At 59.8% G+C, this 22,327-nt stretch carries 16 protein-coding genes and 2 pseudogenes; 5 read left to right on the forward strand and 13 right to left on the reverse strand.

The genetic code is table 11. From position 1 onward, the window contains the following. Positions 1-108: 108 nt before the first annotated feature. The 10 genes and pseudogenes from AC1UK9_RS27825 to tssA all read right to left on the reverse strand — a co-directional run bounded on the left by AC1UK9_RS27825 (position 109) and on the right by tssA (position 13,069). A complete protein-coding gene (locus AC1UK9_RS27825; protein ID WP_025112681.1) occupies positions 109-1,629 on the reverse strand; it encodes a sigma-54 interaction domain-containing protein in 1,521 nt (506 codons plus the stop codon). Positions 1,630-1,639: 10 nt separating this feature from the next. Then, positions 1,640-4,297 carry a type VI secretion system ATPase TssH gene (gene tssH / locus AC1UK9_RS27830; protein ID WP_482578859.1) on the reverse strand — a complete coding sequence of 886 codons (2,658 nt, stop codon included), beginning with the start codon at positions 4,295-4,297 and terminating at the stop codon, positions 1,640-1,642. 11 nt (positions 4,298-4,308) lie between these two features. Further along, complete coding sequence (gene tssG, locus AC1UK9_RS27835) at positions 4,309-5,316, reverse strand: type VI secretion system baseplate subunit TssG (protein WP_025112679.1); 1,008 nt, start codon at positions 5,314-5,316, stop codon at positions 4,309-4,311. Beyond that, a complete protein-coding gene (gene tssF / locus AC1UK9_RS27840) occupies positions 5,280-7,067 on the reverse strand; it encodes a type VI secretion system baseplate subunit TssF (RefSeq protein WP_025112678.1) in 1,788 nt (595 codons plus the stop codon). The genes tssG and tssF overlap by 37 nt, the downstream gene beginning before the upstream one ends. A 66-nt stretch (positions 7,068-7,133) precedes the next feature. Next, the gene (locus tag AC1UK9_RS27845) at positions 7,134-7,517 is read right to left on the reverse strand and encodes a hypothetical protein (RefSeq protein ID WP_473013957.1); all 384 of its coding nucleotides are present in this window, start codon (positions 7,515-7,517) and stop codon (positions 7,134-7,136) included. 1,226 nt (positions 7,518-8,743) lie between these two features. Further along, positions 8,744-9,038, reverse strand: a pseudogene (locus AC1UK9_RS27850) (PAAR domain-containing protein); the annotation flags it as partial. Between the two features lie 11 nt (positions 9,039-9,049). After that, positions 9,050-9,457 (reverse strand): type VI secretion system baseplate subunit TssE, encoded by a 408-nt coding sequence (tssE, locus tag AC1UK9_RS27855; protein ID WP_003229582.1) that lies wholly within the window; start codon positions 9,455-9,457, stop codon positions 9,050-9,052. A 9-nt stretch (positions 9,458-9,466) separates the two neighbouring features. Further along, positions 9,467-10,942: a type VI secretion system contractile sheath large subunit gene (gene tssC / locus AC1UK9_RS27860; protein WP_025112673.1), complete on the reverse strand. Its 1,476-nt coding sequence runs from the start codon at positions 10,940-10,942 to the stop codon at positions 9,467-9,469. Positions 10,943-10,970: 28 nt separating this feature from the next. Further along, positions 10,971-11,474, reverse strand: a complete 504-nt coding sequence (gene tssB, locus AC1UK9_RS27865; RefSeq protein ID WP_003229587.1) for a type VI secretion system contractile sheath small subunit — start codon at positions 11,472-11,474, stop codon at positions 10,971-10,973. A gap of 32 nt (positions 11,475-11,506) precedes the next feature. Continuing rightward, positions 11,507-13,069: a type VI secretion system protein TssA gene (gene tssA / locus AC1UK9_RS27870; RefSeq protein WP_025112672.1), complete on the reverse strand. Its 1,563-nt coding sequence runs from the start codon at positions 13,067-13,069 to the stop codon at positions 11,507-11,509. A gap of 715 nt (positions 13,070-13,784) precedes the next feature. Between tssA and AC1UK9_RS27875 the strand changes: the two genes are divergently transcribed. The 5 genes and pseudogenes from AC1UK9_RS27875 to AC1UK9_RS27895 all read left to right on the forward strand — a co-directional run bounded on the left by AC1UK9_RS27875 (position 13,785) and on the right by AC1UK9_RS27895 (position 20,394). Beyond that, positions 13,785-15,809, forward strand: coding sequence for a type VI secretion system Vgr family protein (locus tag AC1UK9_RS27875; RefSeq protein WP_482578860.1), 2,025 nt, complete (start codon positions 13,785-13,787; stop codon positions 15,807-15,809). Continuing rightward, a complete protein-coding gene (locus AC1UK9_RS27880) occupies positions 15,806-16,654 on the forward strand; it encodes a DUF4123 domain-containing protein (RefSeq protein ID WP_482578861.1) in 849 nt (282 codons plus the stop codon). The genes AC1UK9_RS27875 and AC1UK9_RS27880 overlap by 4 nt, the downstream gene beginning before the upstream one ends. After that, on the forward strand, positions 16,651-17,442 hold the full coding sequence (locus AC1UK9_RS27885; RefSeq protein WP_482578862.1) for a hypothetical protein: 792 nt from the start codon (positions 16,651-16,653) through the stop codon (positions 17,440-17,442). Before AC1UK9_RS27880 ends, AC1UK9_RS27885 begins: the two co-directional genes overlap by 4 nt. Further along, positions 17,439-19,775, forward strand: a complete 2,337-nt coding sequence (locus AC1UK9_RS27890; RefSeq protein WP_482578863.1) for a lipase family protein — start codon at positions 17,439-17,441, stop codon at positions 19,773-19,775. The genes AC1UK9_RS27885 and AC1UK9_RS27890 overlap by 4 nt, the downstream gene beginning before the upstream one ends. A 103-nt stretch (positions 19,776-19,878) precedes the next feature. After that, positions 19,879-20,394 (forward strand): annotated as a pseudogene (locus tag AC1UK9_RS27895) (Hcp family type VI secretion system effector). A gap of 103 nt (positions 20,395-20,497) precedes the next feature. Here AC1UK9_RS27895 and AC1UK9_RS27900 read toward each other — a convergent pair. The 3 genes from AC1UK9_RS27900 to AC1UK9_RS27910 all read right to left on the reverse strand — a co-directional run bounded on the left by AC1UK9_RS27900 (position 20,498) and on the right by AC1UK9_RS27910 (position 22,299). After that, a complete protein-coding gene (locus AC1UK9_RS27900) occupies positions 20,498-20,773 on the reverse strand; it encodes an HU family DNA-binding protein (protein ID WP_003213368.1) in 276 nt (91 codons plus the stop codon). 190 nt (positions 20,774-20,963) lie between these two features. Next, the gene (locus AC1UK9_RS27905) at positions 20,964-22,112 is read right to left on the reverse strand and encodes an NAD(P)/FAD-dependent oxidoreductase (RefSeq protein WP_482578864.1); all 1,149 of its coding nucleotides are present in this window, start codon (positions 22,110-22,112) and stop codon (positions 20,964-20,966) included. Between the two features lie 19 nt (positions 22,113-22,131). Continuing rightward, positions 22,132-22,299, reverse strand: coding sequence for a rubredoxin (locus tag AC1UK9_RS27910; RefSeq protein WP_025112666.1), 168 nt, complete (start codon positions 22,297-22,299; stop codon positions 22,132-22,134). Between the last annotated feature and the right edge of the window lie 28 nt (positions 22,300-22,327).

The following is a 22,327-nucleotide window of genomic DNA, read 5'->3' on the forward strand; positions in this document are numbered from 1 at the left end:
GCTCTACATCGCGGCCTTGAGCCTGACCACCGAGGCACACGAACTCCCTGCGGCGAGGGGACTTGGCTGACCACAAAGGCGGCGCCTGTTCCAGAAAACAGCCCTAGATCAACCATCGAAATCACCTAGGTTGATATTCAGGCGCCCGAGGCGGTACAGCAGCGTGCGGCGCGGCAAGCCCAGTTCGCGGGCGGCGAGGGTCTGGTTGCCGTCGTTCTTGCGCAGGCAATCGAGCAACAGCGTGCGTTCGACCTTTTCCAGGCGTTCACGCAGATTCAGGCCGCTGTGGTCTTCGGGCATCGGCTCCATGCGCAGGGAGAAATGCTCGGCGAGCAATTCGCCACCCTCGCACAACAGCACCGCGCGCTCGACCAGCGCCTTGAGTTCCCGCACGTTGCCGGGGAAGGTGTAACCGGACAGGTGTTCCAGCGCCGCGTCGGACCAGCGCACCGGATCACGTTGCAAGTACGCACAGGCCTTTTCGGCAAAGTGCCGGGCCAGATCGAGGATGTCGCCTTCGCGCTGACGCAAGGCCGGCAACTCGATCGGGAATTGCGCCAGGCGGTAGTACAAGTCCTCGCGGAACTTGCCTTCGCTGACCAGCACTGCCAGGTCGCGGTGCGTCGCGGCGATGATGCGCACGTCGATCTTGTGGGTGTCGTTGGAGCCCAGCGGACGGATCTCGCCTTCCTGCAACACACGCAGAATCTTCGCCTGCAGCGACAGCGGCATGTCGCCGATTTCATCCAGCAACAGCGTGCCGCCATTGGCCGCATCGAACAGCCCGGCGCGATCGCGGTCAGCGCCGGTAAAGGCGCCTTTGCGGTAGCCGAACAACTCGCTTTCCAGCAGGTTTTCCGGGAACGCCGCGCAGTTTTGCACGATGAATGCCTGGGAGCGACGCGGGCCACAATCGTGAATCGCCCGGGCGACCACTTCCTTGCCGGTACCGGTCTCGCCCCGCAGCAACACGGTGTACGGGCTGTGCAGGACTTTGCTGATCAGCGAGTGGGTCTGGCGCATCGCCGCGCTTTTGCCGATCAGGCCGTAACCGTTGAGACTCGGCACGCTGCGGCTCACCGGCGCCTCCACCCCGACGGGCTGGCGCAGGCGTTGCAGCAAGTGCAACTGACCGAGTACGAACGAGCCGAGCTGGCCGAGGGAATCGGCGAAACCCTGCAGGTCGACGTGGCGGCGACTGGCACACAACAACAGGCCCTCCACTGCCTTCTGCTGATTGACCAACGGCACGCACAGCAGCGATTGCCAGGTGCCGGCGGTGGCCGGCAGGAAGCTGGTTTCGTGCAGGCTGGCACCCAGATCATCCAGGCACACCACGCGGTTCTGGCACAGGGCAAACTGCAGCAATTGCTCGCCGTTGTAATCCGCCGGCAGGCTGGTCGCGGCGCGCGGTTGCAGCGCGCCGTCGAGGCACTCGGCGTTCATCCCCAGGCAAGTATGGGTGGCGTCGAGCAGGTACAACTGCGTCAGCTCGCAACCGCTCAGCTCGGCCAGGCCGCGCACGAAGTCACCCAGCAGCGCAGCCCCGTCCGCCGCGCGCGACAGGCTGGCGAACTGCGCCAGCAAGGCTTCGGCATAGACCAGTGGCTGCGGCACTTGAGTGAACATCACACCCACCTCAGGCGAACTCGCACGTCACGCTGGCGTTGCCGTCGAGCGTGGCATGTACCCGCTTGAGGCTTTCACCGGTGGCCATCGCATCGAGCAAGCGGTCGGCCACCAGCGGCAGCACGTGCTGATCCAGCAGATGATCAATCAGGCGCGCGCCGCTTTCGCTTTGGGTGCAACGCTCGGACAGGTGATCGACAAGGCTCTGGCACCAGCTGAAATCCAGCTGACGACGGTTCAAGCGCTCGCCCAGACGGCCGAGTTTGATCTCGATCAGCTCGCGCAACACCGGGCCGCCCACCGGGTAGTACGGCACCACTTTCATCCGCGCCAGCAGCGCCGGTTTGAAGTGTTTGCTCAGTACCGGGCGAATGGTTTCTTCGAGCAGCTCGGCAGTCGGGCGTGCACCGTCTTCGCAGAGGTCGCTGATCTTGTCGCTGCCGAGGTTCGAGGTCATCAGGATCAACGTATTGCGGAAGTCGATTTCGCGACCTTCACCGTCGTTGGCCACGCCTTTGTCGAAGATTTGGTAGAACAGGTTGAGCACGTCCGGATCGGCCTTCTCGACCTCATCGAGCAGCACCACCGAGTACGGCTTCTGGCGCACCGCTTCGGTGAGCATGCCGCCCTCGCCGTAACCGACGTAGCCCGGTGGCGCACCGATCAGGCGCGATACGGTGTGCTTCTCCTGGAACTCGGACATGTTGATGGTGGTGATGAAACGATCGCCGCCATACAACAGGTCAGCGAGGGCCAGCGCGGTTTCGGTTTTGCCGACGCCGCTTGGACCGACCAGCAGGAACACGCCGACCGGTGCATCTGGCTTGTTCAGGCCAGCCGCTGTGGCGCGCATCGAACGATCGAGTGCGTGCACGGCTTGTTCCTGACCACGGATGCGCGTGCGCAGGTCGGTGGCGAAACTCGCGACCTTGGCGTTGTGCTCGCGAGCCAGTTGCGCCAGCGGCACGCCGGTCCAGGCGCTGATCACTTCAGCCACCAGACGCGGGCAGACTTCGAAGCTGACCAGACGCTCCTTGACCTGCGCGGCGGTCAAGGCGCTGTGGGTTTCGTTGAGCTGGGCTTCCAGCGCTTCGACGCTCTGGCCTTCCTCGACCTCGGCAACGAGGGTTTCGATCACGGTGCCTTCGGCGTCTTCTTCCACACTGACGGTCGGCTCGACGGCGGCAGTTTCGCGGGCCTTGGCCAGTTGCTGACGCAGTTCCAACAGGCGCTCGGCCAGTTGTTTCTGTTCAGTCCACAGGCTTTCCAGGGCGACCATTTCGCTTTCGGCTTCGTCCAGACGCGTTTCCAGTGCATCCAGGGCTTCGTGGTCAATCAGCAGACCGGCCTCGGCATCGCGACGCAGGGCCTGACGCTGACGGCCACCTTCGGCCAGTTCGCCGCGCAGGCGCTCAAGGCTTTCCGGGGCGGCGGCGAGGCTGATGCGCACGCGGGCACACGCGGTATCGAGGACGTCGACGGCTTTGTCCGGCAGTTGGCGACCGGCCAGATAACGCGCGGACAGCTCAGCGGCGGACACCACCGCGTCATCACGCAGGTAGATGCCATGGCTCTTCTCGTAGACCTGCGCCAGACCACGCAAAATGGTCACCGCTTCGCTGACGGTCGGTTCGTGCAGTTGCACCGGCTGGAAACGCCGGGCCAGTGCCGGGTCTTTCTCGAAGTATTTCTTGTACTCGGCCCAGGTGGTGGCGGCGATGGTGCGCAGTTCGCCACGCGCCAGCGCAGGTTTCAGCAGGTTGGCCGCGTCGGAACCACCGGCGTTGCCACCAGCGCCGATCAGGGTGTGGGCTTCGTCGATGAACAGGATGATTGGTTTTGGCGAGGCTTTGACTTCGTCGATCACGCCTTTGAGACGACGTTCGAACTCACCTTTTACGCTGGCACCCGCCTGCAGCAGGCCCATGTCCAGCGACAACAGCTCCACGCCCTTGAGCACCTGCGGCACTTCACCGGCTGCGATGCGCGAGGCCAGGCCTTCGACGATGGCGGTCTTGCCGACACCGGCTTCACCAACCACGATCGGGTTGTTTTTGCGCCGACGGGCGAGGATGTCGACCATTTGACGGATCGCACCATCGCGGCACAGCACCGGGTCGAGTTTGCCGTCGCGGGCCTGTTGCGTCAGGTTGTGGGTGAAGCGCTGCAGCAGCGATTCGCCCTGAGCGGCCGGCTTGCCGTTGGCGGCCGGTTGCTCCTGTTGCGACAGGGCGAATTCTTTCAGGCGATCGATGTTCAACTTGGCGAGCAGCGGCTGATAACGGCTGCCGGCATAGCGCATCGGGTTGCGCAGCAGCGCGAGGATCAGTGCGGCATCTTCGACCTGGGTCTGGCCCAGTTCGAGGTTGGCCACCAGCAGCGCGTCTTGCAGCCATTGCACCAGTTCCGGGGCAAACACCGGGTTGCGCGAGGCACTGTGTTCAACGCGAGATTGCAGCGCGGCGCTCAGTTCGCCGGCGTCGACGTCTGCATCCTGCAGCGCACGTGACAGCAAGCCGTTCGGACGTTCCAGCAGACCCAGCAGCAGGTCTTCGACGAGGATCTTGCTGCCGCCACGGGCCACGCAACGTTCGGCCGAACGTTCCAGGTCACGGCGGGTTTCGGCGTCCAGCGCCTGGATGAGTTGTTGCAGGTCTACGTTGATCATGGCTCACGTCCTTAATGAATTTTGCTGCCCAGGGTCACCACGCCGTCTGCTTTCTCGCAGCCCAGCCAACTGGTCCACCCCAGGCGACAGTCGTTCTTTTCACCAATGCGCAATTCGCGGATTTCTTCCGGGCGCAGCACCAGGCGAATGTCGTAATCAAGCGGGTCACGCAGGGTGAACCGCACCAGCGCACAGAGCGGCTGGTAACCGAACCCGATCGGCAGGAATTCGTGGAATCGCTCCCAGTCGAGTTCGGTGATGTGAATGCGGAATTTGCCGCTGCGGTCGCGCACCTGCTCGCCCAGCACCAGGTCTTCACCGAGCAGGCTGTTGGCGCGACCGAGGCGGTTGCGCTGCTCGTCGAGGATCTCTACGCGACGCTCGATACACTGCTCGATGACCAGGTCTTCGTGCTTGAAGTAGTAACGCAGCACGGCCTCGATCAGCGCCGCCGAGTGCGCCCGCAAACTGAGCAGACCGAGGTACGGCAGCAAGCGTTTCCAGTTCAGCTCCTTGGCCTTGCGGATCTCTTCGCCGCCCAGGCCGATCAACGCGAACAGCTGCGCCGAGAACGGATCGAGCGCACCACTCTGGAAGCTGGCGCGGTAACGGTACTTGCGCCAGATCGGCAGCATCAGCCGTTGCAGGCGATGATGGAACAGGTCGAGGAAGTTGCGCGTCGGGTTGCCGTCTTCGCTGTCGCCCAGCGCCTGCTCGCCGTAGAACGCCGGCAGTGGCGAGCCGGAACCGACCAGCCCGATCAGGTTGAAACGCATGCGCGCGCGCATCTGCCCGTGCTCTTCGAAAAACTCCACACGGTCGACGTCGCTGCGCGGAAAGCCCAGGCTCGGGTTGGCCTGGAACTCCACCTGGTCGTACAGATCGTCTTCGCTCAGGTACGGGTGTGCCTCGCGCAGCCGGTCGATCACCAGCAGCACGGCCTGAAACAGCGAGTACTCGCGTATTACCTTCGTCAGCCCGCTTAAAGCAGGGGCTGCAGGCCCATACGTGGTGTCCATTGGTACACCTCTCCCTGTGTGCTTTTTACCCGCAGCTCGTGGTACGAATTGAGACTGGCGTAAAGCGCGAAAAACTCGTTAAGAACCGAGGCGAAAACGAACAGGTCGCCTTCGCCGATATACCCTTCCGGGTCGATGGTCAGTTCGGTGCGCAGACCCCGCACCGGCAAGCCCCGGTGCAGCCGGTCGACGTGCTGGTGCTTGATGTGCTTGAGGCCGCCGAGCAGGCGTTTGCTGACCTTCTCCGCGTGCTGGTCGTAGTAGCGCGGCAGGTCGTAGGTTTCGAGAATCACCTTCAACGCGTTGACGTCGGCCAGCGACAGATAGTTGAGCGACATGTTGCTGATCAGCTTCCACAGGAAGTCACGGTTCAGCGGAGGCGCGAAACTCGACGTGGCAGGGGTGATGTTGCGGAAACTGAGGAACTCCGGCGTCTCTTCACAGGCCATGCAGATGTCGCCGAGCTTGAGCTTGCGCGGCAGGTTCTGGTTGGTGCAGATCAGCTCGATCGACAGGGTTTCGTGGGCTTCGGTGTGGCGGATACCGAAGCTCAGGTAGGTGTCGAGGCCGTCGTGCAGCAGCGACGAACGCTGGCGGATACTGTAGTGCGGGCGGCTGTTGGGCACGTCGAAACTCGGGTCGTGCTCGAACGATTCGAACGGCACGTATTCCTGATAACCGAGGCCGCCGGGCTTCCAGCCGGTCACGGTTTCGACCGAGAACACGCCGCAGTTTTCCAGATCGAATTCCGCCGGCAGCAACAGGTATTCATCCTGCTTGCCGTCGAGGCGGATCGGCAGTGCGTCGTGCGCGAACAGGTTGGCAATCGGCGTGCAGAACAGCTTCACGTTATCCAGCGTAGGGCGCATGCGCATGATGCCGCTCTTGCGGATATCGAAGCGCAGTTCCAGGCCGCGCATCTGCTTGAGCGTGTCTTCGGGCAGCGCCTTGAGGATGTCCAGGCCGTTGACGTCGACGAACAGGAACTTGTCCTGGAAGGCGAAGTATTCCTGCAGGTAGCGATAGCCACGGAAGGTGTTCAGCGGATACGGGATCAACGCTTCTTCTTCGGCAAAACCCACCGGCTTGACCCGGTCACCGGGAATCTTGAACGCCATCGGCTTGCCGGCCACGCCATCGATTGGCTTGCCGGCGCCGTCGAGCGGGATCAGCTCGATGCCTTCAAGGTTGCGCAGCAGGCTCAGGTAGAGCATCTGGCTGATGTAGCGCTCACCGGCAAAGTGCAGGCGCAGTTTGCTCAGCTCCAGCTCACCGAGGTGGCCGTCGGCACTCATTTCCAGACGCAGGCTGAGCAGCGAACCGTCGCCCTTCACCGAGTAGTTCAGCGCAGCCAGATCCAGCGGCAGCACCTCGGTCGGGTAGCAGGTGCGGAAACGGCAGCGCACGTCTTCGATCGGCTTGCTTTCAATCGGCGTATCGCGCTCCACCAACAGCGCCGGCCCCGAACGCTTCAGCGGATCGAACTGCAAAATACTGAACGCCGGCAGCGGGCGCATGTAGTTCGGCCACAGCAGTTGCATCAGCGAATGGCTGAGCTCGGGCAACTCGTCATCGAGCTTCTGGCGCAGGCGTCCGGTGAGGAACGCAAAACCTTCCAGCAACCGCTCCACATCCGGATCCCGCCCGGCCTGGCCCAGGAACGGCGCCAACGCCGGACTACGCTCGGCGAAACGGCGACCGAGTTGGCGCAGTGCGGTGAGTTCGCTTTGGTAGTAGTGGTTAAAGGACACGGTGGGTTACCTGTTTGTCGTGTTTTGCAAAAAAATCAATGCTGTAGGCATTCGTCGATACGTACGTCATGGGCAAAAAGAGCGGTCAGCAATCGTCCAGGAGCTAACGTCGCCCTGCTTTAAAGAATCGACGTCTGCAATTGCAGCTCTAAGCGTCGGCGCATGAATGACCTTCGAACCATTTGCAGTACTGATCAGCAATTCGTAGTCATCGCCAATGCGCACCAGCGAATCCTTCTCGTACGAGAGGTAGCTGCCGATAATCTGTCGAGCACCGACCGGCGCGACATAGTCTCCAACCGCCGGGCCCCAGTTTGAAAAGTGCGATGCCTTCAATGTCAGGGGCACCGCGCAGACGTTCTGCAAGTAGATTTCCTTGCGATAAAGCTGCTGAGAGGTACAACCCGTCAGGGGAAATACCAGTACCGCAAATCCGATGTACTTGATCATCGAACTAATCCTGATCGAATTCATGGGCAAATCGACTCACAGCCGGTGAGAGCGACCGGCAGGCAGAAACCCAAAAACCTAATCATCGAATTCAACTCTGGCCAGCCATAGCAAGCTTTTGACGTCTTGCTCAGCTGCAGCAACTCGACTGAAAAAGTCACTTGAGCGATCACCGCTGTAGTAATTCATCACATCGATTTCACCAGTGGTTGGCTCGGGGTGATCAGGCTTGACGTTTTGTGTCAGCGTCGAAGAGTCCTTGTGAGTCCAGGAGTACATCGGGATGAGGCCACCGCCATACTTATTCAGGATGAAATGCCCGAACTCATGAGCGGCGGTGCATTTGAAATCTTCACCCGCCAATTTCGTCGCGTAGGAAACATTGGTTAAACCGTTTGATGCGCCGGTGATGTAGTAACCCATGTTGTGATGAATCTTGCGAAAAAACGCGAGACTGGTGGAACGGCCACCGCCCTCAGATAAGTTGTCGACGAGAGGAAATTTACCGGCAGAAGGCTCAGCATTGACGTTGACCTTCACAGTGACTTTGTAGACACCTTTGCTGGTGGTGATTGCGCTGGAAATTCCATTCCCACGACTACCATCACGCGACCAGTAACGCTCGATCCCCTCTTTGGCAAATCCTTCCAGAGTCGCATAAGGCGTGCGCGGGGCGCCTTTCGCAGAACCGGTAGAACCGCCGTCAGAAAACTTCGGACGCAACGTCACTTCCACCGTCTTGGCATTGCGATCAACCCGCACATCCACCCAATCCACTTCTTCGGCAGAGCAATCAAGCTTCACTTCGGTGATTTGTTGCTCTCCCGCTTGAATCGCGGTCAGGCGTACTTTCAGGCCCGGGCTTTTCAGCACTCGGGTATCGAGGATGCCGGCGGTGTCGTAGCCGTCCCATTGCCATGGGTGCTCGCCAGATGGCAGGAACACTGCGGTATTGGCTTCGGTGTAGATCAGTTTTTCACCGTCCAGCACTTCCAGCTTTACGCTGTCGGCGGCGGCTTTGCGGTTCTCGACAAGGAAGTCGATCATCTCGCGGTTTTTCGAAGAGCCGGATTTCAGTTCAGCAAAATCCGGAATCTCCAGCGGCGTCAGAATCGAGTTGCCGCCAGACTTCAGTCCCACGCGATAATCCAGCTTCTTTTCATCGGCCGAGGCAGTTGGGATAACGGCGGCCACCATTGCGCTCACGACACTCGCAGCAATGCCCGAAAACGCCGCCGGCGAATGCGAATTCCCGATAATCACCGTCCCGGAACCCGCCGTAACCTTGTTCCCATGCGCCCCCACCGAACCCACGGTCGCGGCGGGTTTGCCATTGATCAAAACCGTGGTCGCCAGATCACCGACCAACGCACCACCACACGCCGAGGCATCGCCTTGGCGGGCGGCCGCGAGGCCGTCGAAGAACACGTCACCGGAACCGGCGGCGATCGGGTTGGTACCGTGGCCAGGAAGTGGGCAAGCGGTGGGGTCGGATACTCGTGCTGCGGGTTTGCCAGACATCGGGATTCTCCTTAGGTGACCTTCACTTGACCGCTGCCATCCAGGCGCGCGGAAAAACTGACCTGACGCTTGAAACCCTCGACTTCCAGCAGGCCTTCGATGCTGAAGGCCAGACGGAGCTGGTCGTGGTCACGCGGCAGGGAAATGACACGCACGTTGCTCAGGCGCGGCTCGTAGGCTTCGATGAAGCTTTCGATGGCCAGGCGGGCCTGACTCAGGGAGTCGTGCAGGCTCAGGCGCATGTCATTGAGATCGGGCAACCCGTAGTCGGACAGCGTTTGCACGCTGCCCGCCCGGGTGCTGAGCATTTTGGCCAGATGGGCAGCCACCGACGCCATGGCAGAAGCCTCGAGGCTCCTGCCCTTGCGTAGTTCCGCATCGCCGTTGAGGCGTTCGAAAAGGCTGCCGTATCCGTCCATGAGTCGCTCTTACTCTTTGTCCAGCTTGCCAACCAGCGACAGGGTGAAATCGGCACCCATGTACTTGAAGTGCGGACGCACGTTCAAGCTGACGCGGTACCAGCCCGGCTCGCCTTCAACGTCGCTGACGATCACTTGCGCAGCGCGCAGCGGACGACGGCCACGCACTTCGGCGCTCGGGTTTTCCTGGTCGGCCACGTACTGGCGGATCCACTTGTTCAGTTCCAGCTCGAGGTCGGTACGCTCTTTCCACGAGCCGAGTTGCTCGCGCTGCAGCACTTTCAGGTAGTGAGCCAGGCGGTTGACGATCATCATGTACGGCAGTTGGGTGCCGAGCTTGTAGTTCAGCTCTGCAGCCTTGCCTTCTGCGCTGATGCCGAAGAACTTCGGCTTCTGCACCGAGCTTGCGGAGAAGAACGCCGCGTTGTCGGAGCCTTTACGCATGGTCAGGGAGATGAAGCCTTCCTCGGCCAGTTCGTATTCACGACGGTCGGAAACCAGAACTTCTGTAGGAATCTTGGTCTCGATTTCGCCCATGCTTTCGAAGTGGTGCAGAGGCAGGTCTTCAACCGCGCCGCCGCTCTGTGGGCCGATGATGTTCGGGCACCAGCGGAATTTGGCGAAGCTGTCGGTCAGCTTGGTGCCGAACGCGTATGCGGTGTTGCCCCACAGGTAGTGCTCGTGGCTGTTGGCAACGGTTTCCTTGTACACGAACGACTTGACCGGGTTTTCTTCCGGATCGTACGGGTTACGCAGCAGGAAACGCGGCACGGTCAGGCCAACGTAACGGGAGTCTTCCGAGGTACGGAAGCTCTGCCATTTGGCGAATTGCGGGCCTTCGAAGTGGTCTTTCAGATCTTTCAGATCCGGCAGGCCGGTGAAGCTTTCCAGACCGAAGAATTTCGGGCCGGCCGCGGCGATGAACGGCGCGTGGGACATGCACGATACGCTGGCCACGTACTGCATCAGCTTCACGTCTGGCGAGCTTGGCGACATGTAGTAGTTGGCGATGATCGCGCCAACCGGCTGACCACCGAACTGGCCGTATTCAGCGGTGTAGATGTGCTTGTACAGGCCCGACTGCATGACTTCCGGCGAATCTTCGAAATCGTCCAGCAGGTCTTCTTTGGAGACGTTGAGGATTTCGATCTTGATGTTTTCGCGGAAGTTGGTGCGATCGACCAGCAACTGCAGGCCGCGCCACGACGATTCCAGAGCCTGGAAGTCCGGGTGGTGCAGGATTTCGTCCATCTGACGGCTGAGCTTGGCATCGATCTCGGCGATCATGCGGTCAACCATGGCCTTCTTGACCGGCTCACCGTTGTTCTGCGGCTTGAGCAGTTCTTCGATGAATGCCGACACGCCACGCTTGGCAATGTCGTAGGCTTCGTCGTCCGGAGTCAGACGGGTTTCGGCGATGATGCTGTCGAGAATGCTGTACTCGCCGTTCTCGGCGCTCTTCTCTTGTGCTGCGCTAGTGCTCATTGTGTTGGCTTCCTTGGCTACTGGAGTCTCAGGCGTCCGGGGCTGCGGCGTTCAGGCCCAGCTCACCGAGTACGCGACCGCGGGATTCGTCGTCGGCGAGCACGCCTTCGATCGCTTTACGGAACGCAGGTGCGTTACCCAGAGGGCCTTTGAGGGCCACCAGCGCATCGCGCAGTTCCATCAGTTTTTTCAGCTCAGGCACTTGCTCGACCAGGCTGGCCGGGTTGAAGTCCTTCATCGAATTGACGCGCAGTTGCACAGCCAGCTCGTCGGCCTCGCCATCTTCCTGCAGACGGTTCGGCACGCTCAGCGTCAGACCCAGCTCTTGCTTGGCCAACACTTCGTCGAAGGTCATCTTGTCGATGCTGATCGGCTTGCGATCTTCGATTTTGCGATCGTCCTTGCGGTGGGTGTAGTCACCGATTGCCAGCAGCTTCAGCGGCAGTTCAATCTCTTCCTGAGCACCGCCGGTGGCGGGTTTGAAGGTGACGTTGATGCGTTCCTTGGGGGCTACCGAGCCTTCTTTGGCCATGGCTTTTCTCCTTGCGGTTGTGGCCCTGGGGCCTATTCGAGTACCACTTCGAGATCGAGGTGGCACAGCCTGCGATAAATCTCTTCCTTGCGTTCACGCACTGCATGGTTCTGCGGCAACAACTCGCAGCAACTGTGCAGCAGGTGCAGCACTTCCAATGCAAGATCGGGCTCCCAGGCGTGCAGGCCTGAGTCCTGTAATGTCTGATCGAGGGTTTCGAGCTGGTTCTTGGCCAGTTCGTACTTCTTGGCCATGAAGCACAGCCGCGCGAGGGCGAACTGCCAGAAGAACCGCTCGCGTCCGCCGTGGGCCGATTGCAGCCCCTGCTTGAGCGTCTGCACGGCAGGCTTGAGGCCTTCCTTGCGCAGTAGCGGCAGCACTTCCTGCAGGGCTTTTTCCCAGGCAGGCTGGGTTTCGACGTCGTCGGTTTCGACCTTGCGTGGCGCGCTGGCGCTTTGCAGGTGCGGCATGACATTGCCGGCGATCCACGCCCGAGTGGACGGATCGGCAAACGGCGCGCCGTCATGGAAACGGCACTCGATGATGCCGGGCAGGCGCTGAACCAAAAGCGCGAAGTGGATTTCCACTTCGCGCATTGCCATCTCGGCGTTGAGGTTCTGGAGACATTCCCAGACCATCCTCTGGCCATCGAACCAGAACGGCGCCTTCGCCAGGCTCGCCTCCAGTTCCACCAGCAGGTCGGCATATTTGCCCTGATCGAAGCGATCCTGATACTGCTTGAGCTTGTCGACCGGCAGGCCGCGCAGCACGGTGATCTGCTCGGCGTTGCGCTCAGGCACCGCGTCGATCGGCAGCCAGAGCAAAGTACGGTTCAGGCGCAGGGCGCGCAGGTCCGTGGCTTTCTGCTTGAGCCACCAGGCGCACAACGGGCGCGCGCTTTCCTGCTGGGCACGCAAGGCCTTGTAGGCGTCTTTCTCGTTGTCGATCGGTGCGCCGGGGGTGAGCAACTGGCTCGCGGCCTGCTTGACCTGCGCCACCGCTGCGCCCACCACACCGGGAGCCGGCTGATTGTCGGCTGCACGCTGGATCATGGTTTTCAGGCGACGTGACAGCGGCAACAGCAGCGGCGCGTCGTCGCCCAGGTGCTCGGTGCACGCTGCATCGAGGCCGGCCAGATGCTCGGACAACTGCCGGAACATCGGCAGCTGTTCCTTGATCGCGATGTTTTCGGTGAGCACCTGCTCCAGACGCGGCACCAGCCAGCCGATGGCAGCAGCACGGGTGCGGGGTTTGAGCGGGTGAACGTCGGCCCAGTTGTTTTCCGACAGATGGTGCAGCAAGCCGAGGCCGGCCAGCAGCCCGGGGAAGGATTCGCGCTGGTACAGCGACCAGGTCAGCCAGGCGCCAACGCGCAAATCCTTGGATTGGGTACGCAGCAGATTTTCGCTGTTTTCACGGATTTTCAGCCAATCGATCTGCCCGCTTTCGTGCATCGAAGAGGCTTTGGCCAGCTCGCTTTCCAGCGCCTCGAATTCGCTCGAGAAACGAACGTCTTCGCCCGCGAAATTCTCTTTGGAAACAGAGACTTTTGCGAGTTCGAGGTAATGGGCGGAAAGTTTGCTTGAGTAGGACATCCATGGCCTTTATTTAGGATTACAGTCATGCGCCTATTGGAATTGCCACGGCGCTGGACAGTATCGAAGAGCAGTAAAGCGACTCATCCAATTGAGATGTGCTCTTTCAAGTGGGCGCATCGTAATCACTATGATGGCCACTAGCAAGCATCTGGTTAAACAACAAGACGAAGTGTTCATTGAGCCGTGTAGGAGATCGCCCTATATGTGGCAGGGGAATCCCTGATAGCGATTTATATTGCATGCATTTGCCCTGCCCCCTCAGAAGCCCTGATCCAGAGCGGCCCGATTCCGATTGAGCGTATCGACCCGAACGTCCGTCCCATTACACGGCGGCAAGCATGACAACTCTCGAAAAAAATAGAAGTAGGACACTTCCGAAAATTCGCTGGATTTTATAAAAATCTACCGGAGACAGCGACCCACAATAAAAGTGCCATCAATTTGATGTCATTTCATTTTTTTGAAACTTTTACCGCTTCGAAAGAAACTGCACTTCAGTGCTAACTCACTAATTATCGAAGTGACTTCCTACAGTCATTTCCTTGAATTGGCGCAAAACTTTCAAGCCCGGAATGCTCTGACAAATCTCAGAGATAGTTCTTACATCAATTTATTTCCTGCATTGCTAGCGTGCCTTGGCAAATTCTTTTCGCGTGGCGATCAGGGACGATCGAACACCGCGCATCGACTCACTTTGCTTAAGGACAAGCGTATGTTCAGCACGGGCAGTTGCGCGCCTTTTACCCTGCAAATTCCCGGAGTTCGCCACGACTTCAAGGTGCTCGCATTCGATGGTGATGAAGCCATCAGCTGCCTGTACGCCATCCGCATCGAACTGGTCAGCGAACGAGCGGATATCGATCTGGAAGGCCTGCTCAGTCAGCCGGCGTTTCTTCAATTCGGGTTTAACGACGAAGGTATTCACGGACGCATTGAAGATGTACGGGTGGGTGAAAGCGGAAAACGCCTGACCCACTACGAGCTGACGCTGGTGCCTGCGTTGCACTATTTGCAGTTCAGTCATGACCAGCGGATTTTTCAGAATCTGACCGTTCCGCAAATCATCACGCAGGTCCTCCAGGGGCACGGCATCCAGACCGACGTATTCACCTTCCATGTCAGCACCAGCGCCGTACGTGAATACTGTATTCAATATGGGCAGTCGGACTTCGACTTCATCCAGCGTTTGTGCGCCGAGGACGGCCTTGCCTGGCATCACCAGCACTCGTCCGAGCAGCACACGCTGGTGTTCACCGACGATCAGGTGTTTTTCCCCAGGCTTGGGCCGACACCTTATCGACAAGCCTCCGGCATGGTTGCCGAACACCCGGTTATTGATCGTTTTACCCTGGCCTTCAAGACCCGCACCAGTACTGTCACCCGTCGCGACTATGACCTGAAGCGTCCCAGCCTGTTGCTCGAAAGTCGCTTCACCGCCGAATTCACGCCCGAATTGGAGGACTACCGTTACCCACTCTTGATGAAGAGCGAAAAGCAGGGCAAACAGCTCGCGCGCCAGGCTCTGGAGAGGCATCGCAGCGACTACCAGCGGGTCGAGGGCGCCAGCAATCAGCCGACGCTGCGCAGCGGCTACTTGTTCGACCTGAGCGAGCATCCGCGCAAGGATTGCAACGACATGTGGTTGCTGGTGAGCCTGCAACATAGAGGCAAATTCCCACAGGCTCTCGAGGAAGCCGCCGACAGCGCTACAACACCCGTCGACGGTTTCACTCAGGGCTATCGCAATACCTTCAGCGCCACACCCGCGGACGTGATTTACCGACCTCCGCTGCCCGCACAAAAGCCCTTGCTGGTCTGCCAGACCGCACGCGTCACCGGCCCGCCCGGTGAAGAGATCTTTTGCGATGAGTACGGTCGGGTATGCGTCGAGTTTCCCTGGGATCGGGCAGAACTCGGTAGCGACAAGAGCAGTTGCTGGATACGGGTTGCCTCCAGTTGGGCGGGCGAAGGCTTCGGCGCAATGACCATTCCGCGCGTCGGCATGGAAGTGGTCGTGACCTTCCAGGAAGGCGACCCGGATCAACCGCTGATTACCGGCTGCGTGCCCAACAAGGTCACTTCCCCCGCCCATCCATTACCGAATCACAAGACCCGAACGGTTCTGCGCAGTCAGAGTTCACCACGCAGCGGCGGCTACAACGAGCTGTCGATCGAAGACCGCACCGGGCAGGAGAAAATCTACCTGCGCGCCCAGCGCGACATTGAGCAACTGATCCTCAATGACAGCCGCAGTCAGATCAGCCATGACCGTTTTGAACAGGTGGGCAATGACAGCACCACCCTGATCGAAGGCAAAGAACTGCGCACCCAACAAGGCGTGCGCAGCACGGTGATCAATGCCGATGACCTGCTGACCATCAGCGGCACCAGTAGCCTGTCCGCAGGTTCGCTGGTGATTCAGGCCGGCCAGCAGGCCCGCGTCACCGCCAGCCATGTCGTGATCGATGCGGGTATGAGCCTGACGCTGACGGCGGGCGGTCATCACATCGTGATCGACGCCAGCGGAATCTTCAGCAGCGTGCCGATCGTACAGGGCGGCGCGCCTGTGCCGGGTATGGCGCCGCTGCAGGCGCTGCAAACCCCGCCCGGCCGATCCATGGCAGACATCGCCAGCCCGGCATCCATCGTCGCCGGCGCCCGCCAACAGGCCGCGGACTACTGCCCGCTGTGCGAAGCCTGTCGCGCCGGCCAGTGCAGCATCACAGAGGTCGCATGAACACACTTGAACAATGGCTGCACGAGCAAGCGCAATCGAGTCGGGATCTGTTGCTGATGCTCGACTCGCTCGACCACCTCGAAGAGCGCATCGCGCTCAGCACCGAATTGGGTGCCGCTCACTACCGCAGTCTGTATGGCAGCACGGTGGCGAATTCGCTGGCACAAAACGGCCCGTTTCTCTTTCAGATCGGCACAGTCAGGCATCCACTGATCCAGACGCTGCTGAATACGCCCGGACGGCATTGGGGCTGGCTGGCGAGCGTCAGCCACGTTGACCTCGATGCGCTGACTGCGCACTGGCGGGCACGTGTGGTGACCGGCGAACCACCGAATCAGGCGCTGTATCGCGTGCACGACTGTCGCGTACTCGGTCGCACGCTTGCTCATCTGCCAGCGGAGCAGCACGCGCTCTTGCTCGGGCCGATGACCAGTGTCTGTTACTGGCACGACGGGCAATGGACGGTCACCAACAACCCTGACCCGGGCGAGCATCCGCTGCCGGCGGATCCGCCGTGGCTGCACACCCCGATTCCGGAGCGGATTTACGCCAACGTGCTGTTCGATAACGCCCGGCGCTATCTGGTCGGCGAACACACTGAAGCGATAGTGGCGCTCGCTGAGCAATTCGATGTGGATGAGTGGGTCTGGGGGCAAATTCAACAGAGTCACCTGTGGGGCTGGCAACAGCCGCAACAGGTGCATTTCCTGCTGACCCAAAGCCTGAAGGCACCGGGCTTTCTACCACCGCAAATCTGGCTGCCCAAAACCGGCGAAGACCCGGCGACGCACTTTGAGCGGGTGTATCAGCAGACCTTGTATCTGCAGGAGAGCGGGGCCTTATGAGACGAGGACTTCGATGTCTGGCACTTGTCGGTTGCGTCGCCCTGAACCTGGGTTGCTCTGTTGCAGGCAAGTCGAACACTTTCACCTTTGTTCCTGACTTGCCGCCCAATTTCAAATACGACCTGACGGCCACCTACGTGCCCGCCAAAGATCAGACATGCTCGGTTCCCGGTGGAAAAAATACCCAGCTTGGATTCAATAAAACCAACATGGTCTACGAGCCCACTTCCCGAATCCCGCTTTACAGAACTGTGAGCAACTGCCCGCTGGCGCTGAATCATGTAGAGGTCAAGATCATCGGCGTTTTTGGTCCAGAACGGAGTGATAGCAGCTATGACTACGCCTCATTTGCCGTACGTCCAGAGTTGTTGGAGCGACACATGGGGACTTTCGACGAAGTCGGTACAGGTGAGTTCTTCGGTGAATGCATGTGGTTTTTCCGCACAGTCAGCCCCAAGCGTTACCTCATAAAAATGTTGAGATGCAAAAAAATGGATGAGCAGGGCAATGTCGCCCGGAGTCGTCCTTCCACGGCGTACACGCTGACGCAACTGCCGGGAAAAACCGTGAAGTTGAAGATCAAGTTAGCAGATGAGGAAAGGCCCGGCTGGGGTGACACCTGGGTCCAGGTTCCCGGCGGCTGGAAGCGCTGCATGGGCGAAGGTTTAGAAGATCAGCGTGGGTATTGCAATGGAAACTACAAAGACTTCAGCACCTTCAGAATGGTGGATGAACGGATCTGCACCATTTACCCCGGCTGCACGGAAAACAAGGACGAGACACCATGAGCATTGAACCGTTAGATCCGAGCGTCGCTGCCTTTATGCAAGGCAACATCCACGCCTGCCCAATGCGCGGACATTCGACGAGCTTTCAATTAGTGGACGAGTTTGGTGATGGCAAACCCTATGCCGGGTTGATCTACGAAATCATCGATTATGAGGACACCGTTTACACGGGCAAGCTGGATGCCACGGGCTCCGGCAACGTGAATAACCATTACTGCGGCCCGGTAGTACTCAAGCTCAACCAGCCCTTTAAAGGAACAGAAGTACTCTATAAAGATTTAAGGACAAGAGAGCACTACCCCCTCCCCATCACCGAACTCCAGGTTCGCGCCGAGAAAACCCGCTTCTTCACCAAATCAGGCGTGCGTACCCAGGCCAACCCAGCAAAAGACCTTGCCGGGATCAACGCCTATTACCAGGTTGAAGTGAGCGAACTGGTCAAACATGTGGCGCACTTGCCGCCTCTGGCGGAGCGTCGTGATCCGCCGAATATGGTGGTGCACAAACTAATGCGCTCCACGCCCCAAACCCGAGCGTTCGCGCAGATTGATACCAATGCGCCGGACGGAGGAATGAGCGCGATCTTCAGTCAGGCCAGCATGGCCACGGTCGAGTTGGGCTTCGCCCCGCCACCGCCCAAACCCAAGGGCATTGCCCTGTTGCCGAACAAGCACCATGTACTGGAAGTACGCCCCATGCGAGCGCTACGTCCAATGCTGTCGACCGGCAATGAATTCTGCGCACTCAACCTCTATCAACTGTCATTGATGGCGACCCTGAGTTACACCGACTTCGGCCAGGAGCCGAACACGCAACCGGTCAAGACCGACTGTGTGAGTTTCCCCGTGCAGCCAAGCAGCGGTAATTGGTTCGGCCATGCACTGCCGCAGTTTGATGAGTTGTGGCAAGTCGATGCGTCACAAACGAAGAAGTACTACCCGTTGTATGAAGAAGTGCCTTACTCGAAACGGCTGGAGGTAGTGCCGTTCGATCCACAGCTCTACCCCGAGGTGAATGATCCAGCACTGGGGAATGAACAGGAACATCCGGCCAAGCTGCACTTTTTCGATGATCGCAGACAAGCCGACAGTACGGACACCCAGGCCTTTATTACGCATCACGACGAGGTGATATTGATCAGTGTCCGGGGAACCAATGAAACGTTACCCGATGGCCTGCGTGATGGAGACGCCTATCAGGTTCCTTTTCAAGAAGGAGAAGGCAAGGTGCACCGTGGCTTCTACGGTGGCGCCCAAGCGGTTTTCCCGCTTGTCGTGAGCTATCTGGAGAGGTTTTACAGTGGGCAAAAACTGCTGATTACCGGACACAGCCTAGGCGGTGCGATAGCACTGATCTTGTCCGAGATGCTGCGCCGGAATCAGCGCTACCAGCCGGATATCGTGCTCTACACCTACGGAGCCCCTCGCGCTGGCGACACGACCTTCATCAAAAGCGCCCAACCACTGATCCACCATCGCATCGTCAACCAGAACGACCCCGTGCCCAGCGTACCCGCCACCTGGATGAACACCTTTGCCAACCCCAAGCCGATGTACATCGCAAACGGAGTGGTGCTGGTCCTTAACCCGGTCGCCGGTTTTTCCTTGCTGATCCTGGGGATGATCAACTTCTCGGGTGAGAATTACGGGCATCACGGTGCCTTGCGCCATTTCATGCCAGTGGTGTTCGACAAGGAACACCAGTCCTCCATTCTCTGGCAGCCGGGCTGCAGCCTCATCAACGATCACGGCTGCGCCGAAGCCTTGCAGAACATCAATGGCTTGCCCAAGCGCGGTTCATTGCTGAAGCAGCTTTTGGCGGCGGGCGATCACTCGATGGTCAGCAGCTACATCCCCGGCTGCTGGGCCAGCCTGCGCCGCTGGCAAGAGGCGCAGTTGCTCAAACGCTCGCTGGTGACGCACCGGGAGTTCGAATGGGTCAGCGGTGCATTGGCAAACATCAAAGGCCAATTGCGCGCCATTGAACGCACTATTCAAAACCACCCCCACGCCTATGCCCGCCACCAGGAAAGCACCCAAAAAACCGATGCACTCAACAATGAAATCGACAAGATCACCACGACCCAGACTCGCCTGTTGGCCTTGAAGAACCAGCGAGTTACCGAAGCCGAGGTTTACGGCAGCTATGCCGAACAGCCCGAGTGGGTGCAGGAAAACCTGCTGCGTTGGAACGCCCATCCGGAAAACCTCGTTCAGGAACAACTGGCGATGATCCCTCCGGCAGCCCAGGACCATGATGCCGCCATCGCAGCGATGACCGGAGGGCATGCCGTGGGCACGCCGTTTCATCTGGATATTGACTCGATTGTTTAGTGCAACTCCGCTCTGCCTCTGGCAGCAGTAACAACGAATCCCGCTTCCCCAAAGCAACACCGCCATTCAGGCACTTAACCAACCCCTGCAAGGAGCAACCTCCATGGCAACACCCGCCTACATGTCCGTCACCGGCGAAAAACAAGGATTGATCACCGCTGGCGCGTTCACCGCCGACTCCGTGGGCAACACCTATCAGGAAGGTCATGAAGACTAGGTCATGATTCAAGCCTTCGAGCACGACGTGATCATCCCGCGTGATCCGCAATCCGGACAGCCGACCGGGCAGCGCATTCACAAGCCCGTGGTCATCACCAAGGTCTACGACAAGGCTTCGCCGCTGCTACAGGCGGCGCTGACTTCCGGCGAGCGCATGAGCGAGATCCTCATTCAGTGGTACCGCACTTCGGCGCAAGGTACGCAGGAGCACTACTACACCACCAAACTGGAAGACGCGATCATCGTTGCCATCAACAACAAGATGCACAACTGCCAGGACCCGGGTAACTCGCACTTCACTCACCTGGAAGAAGTGCAGTTCACTTACCGCAAGATCACCTGGACCCACGAAGTGTCCGGTACTTCAGGCTCCGATGACTGGCACACTCCGATCGGCTAAGCCGGACATGTTCGACGGGGCACAAAAAATGGGCACCCGACCGCAATCGGTGTGCCCATTTTTTTATTGCGCTGCTCCCCGTCATTCAGGGAGTGCGCCGCCATTAAGGATTGACGCTGTCTTTCAACGACTTGCCTGGCTTGAATGCCACGGTGTTGCTGGCCTTGATTTTGACCGGCTCGCCGGTTTGCGGGTTTTTGCCGGTGCGGGCGCCGCGGTGGCGTTGCAGGAAGGTGCCGAAGCCCACCAGCGTGACGCTGTCCTTGCGGTGCAGAGCGCCGGTGATTTCTTCGAGGACGGCGTTGAGAACGCGGTTGGCCTGTTCTTTGGTCAGATCCGCTTTTTCAGCGATTGCAGCGGCGAGTTCTGGTTTACGCATTAGTGAAGCCCCTTTGACGGTTTTTTGTTGTTATGTCCGTGCTGTTCTCGTTGGAACAGCGCCCAAGGCGCCGCAGGCTCTACTCTGCGGCAGACGGGAGTGAGGATGGCACGCGGATACCGGCTGCGCCAGTCTCCCCGCGACCTTTGTAGGGGCAAAAGCGGGGTGATTCCGACAGAACGACCGGTATTTACGCCAGCAGGGCCGGAAGCTGTTTGTTCAGGGCGAGTTTTTCCATCACCGCCGCGCCGGTCAGCGCGTAGCCGAGCAACTGGCCATCGGCGCTGTGGCACAGGGCCTTGATGTCGGCGCCCTGCCCTTCAACGGTCCAGATCCCTTCGCTGCCCCGTGGCGGTGGCGAAACGACCAACGGGCACACCGGGGTTTTCACGGTGATCGGCATCGGGCCATAGCTCACCGCCGTCAGATTGCCCGCCAGGGTTTGTGCCAGCGCACGCGCACAGCTCATGAGGGGCATCACGTACAACAGATTCAGCCCATCGACCTCGGCGCAGTCGCCCAAGGCGTAAATATTGGCGTGAGAGGTCTTCAGGTGGCGGTCAACGACGACGCCACGGTTGACCTGCACGCCGGCCGCCGCCGCCAGATCGATGCGCGGGCGCAGGCCGATCGCCGACACCACCACATCGCAGGCAATCACCTGACCGTCGGACAGATGCGCCTCCAGCCCATCCGCGACTTTTTGCAGACGAGTCAGCACCGGGCCGAGGTGGAAACGCGCCCCCAGGCTTTCCAGCCCGGCCTGCACGGCGGCCGCAGCGGCCGGGTGCAGCAGCATCGGCATGACTTGCTCGCACGGCGCCACCAGCTGCACCTCGTAACCGCCGAGGATCAGGTCGTTGGCGAATTCGCAGCCGATCAAGCCGGCACCGAGCAGCAATATGCGACGCTTGCCCGCAGCGGCTGCACGAAAGCGCGCGTAGTCTTCGAGATCGTTGATCGGGAATACCAGCTCGGCGCCATCGCCCTCGATCGGCACACGCACGGTTTCCGCGCCCCAGGCGAGGATCAGGTCGCGGTAGTACACCGCTTCTTCGCCGATCCACAGGCGTTTGTGGCCGGCGTCGATGCCGCTGATGCGCGTGTGGGTGCGCACCTCGGCCTTCAACTGCTCGGCCATGGCGCCGGGTTCGGCCATGCTCAGGCCATCGGCGTCCTTGTTCTTGCCGAAACCGGTGGAGAGCATCGGCTTGGAGTAAGAGCGCCCGTCATCGGCGGTAATCAGCAGCAGCGGGGTTTCGCTGTCGAGTTTGCGAAACTCCCGGGCCAGGTTGTAGCCAGCAAGCCCGGTGCCGACGATTACGACAGGTGCGTTCATGCCTTACTCCTTTTCCGTATTAGCCGATTGCGTACATTTCGAAATCTTGCTTGCCGACACCGCAGTCCGGGCAAAGCCAGTCTTCCGGCACGTCTTCCCATTTAGTGCCTGGCGCGATGCCGTCATCCGGCCAACCCAATGCCTCGTCGTAAATCAGGCCACAGACAATACATTGCCACTTGTTCATTCAGGTACTTCCTCAGGATTCAGGCTTG

This window comes from Pseudomonas sp. AK-TSAG1-1 (genome assembly GCF_056821665.1).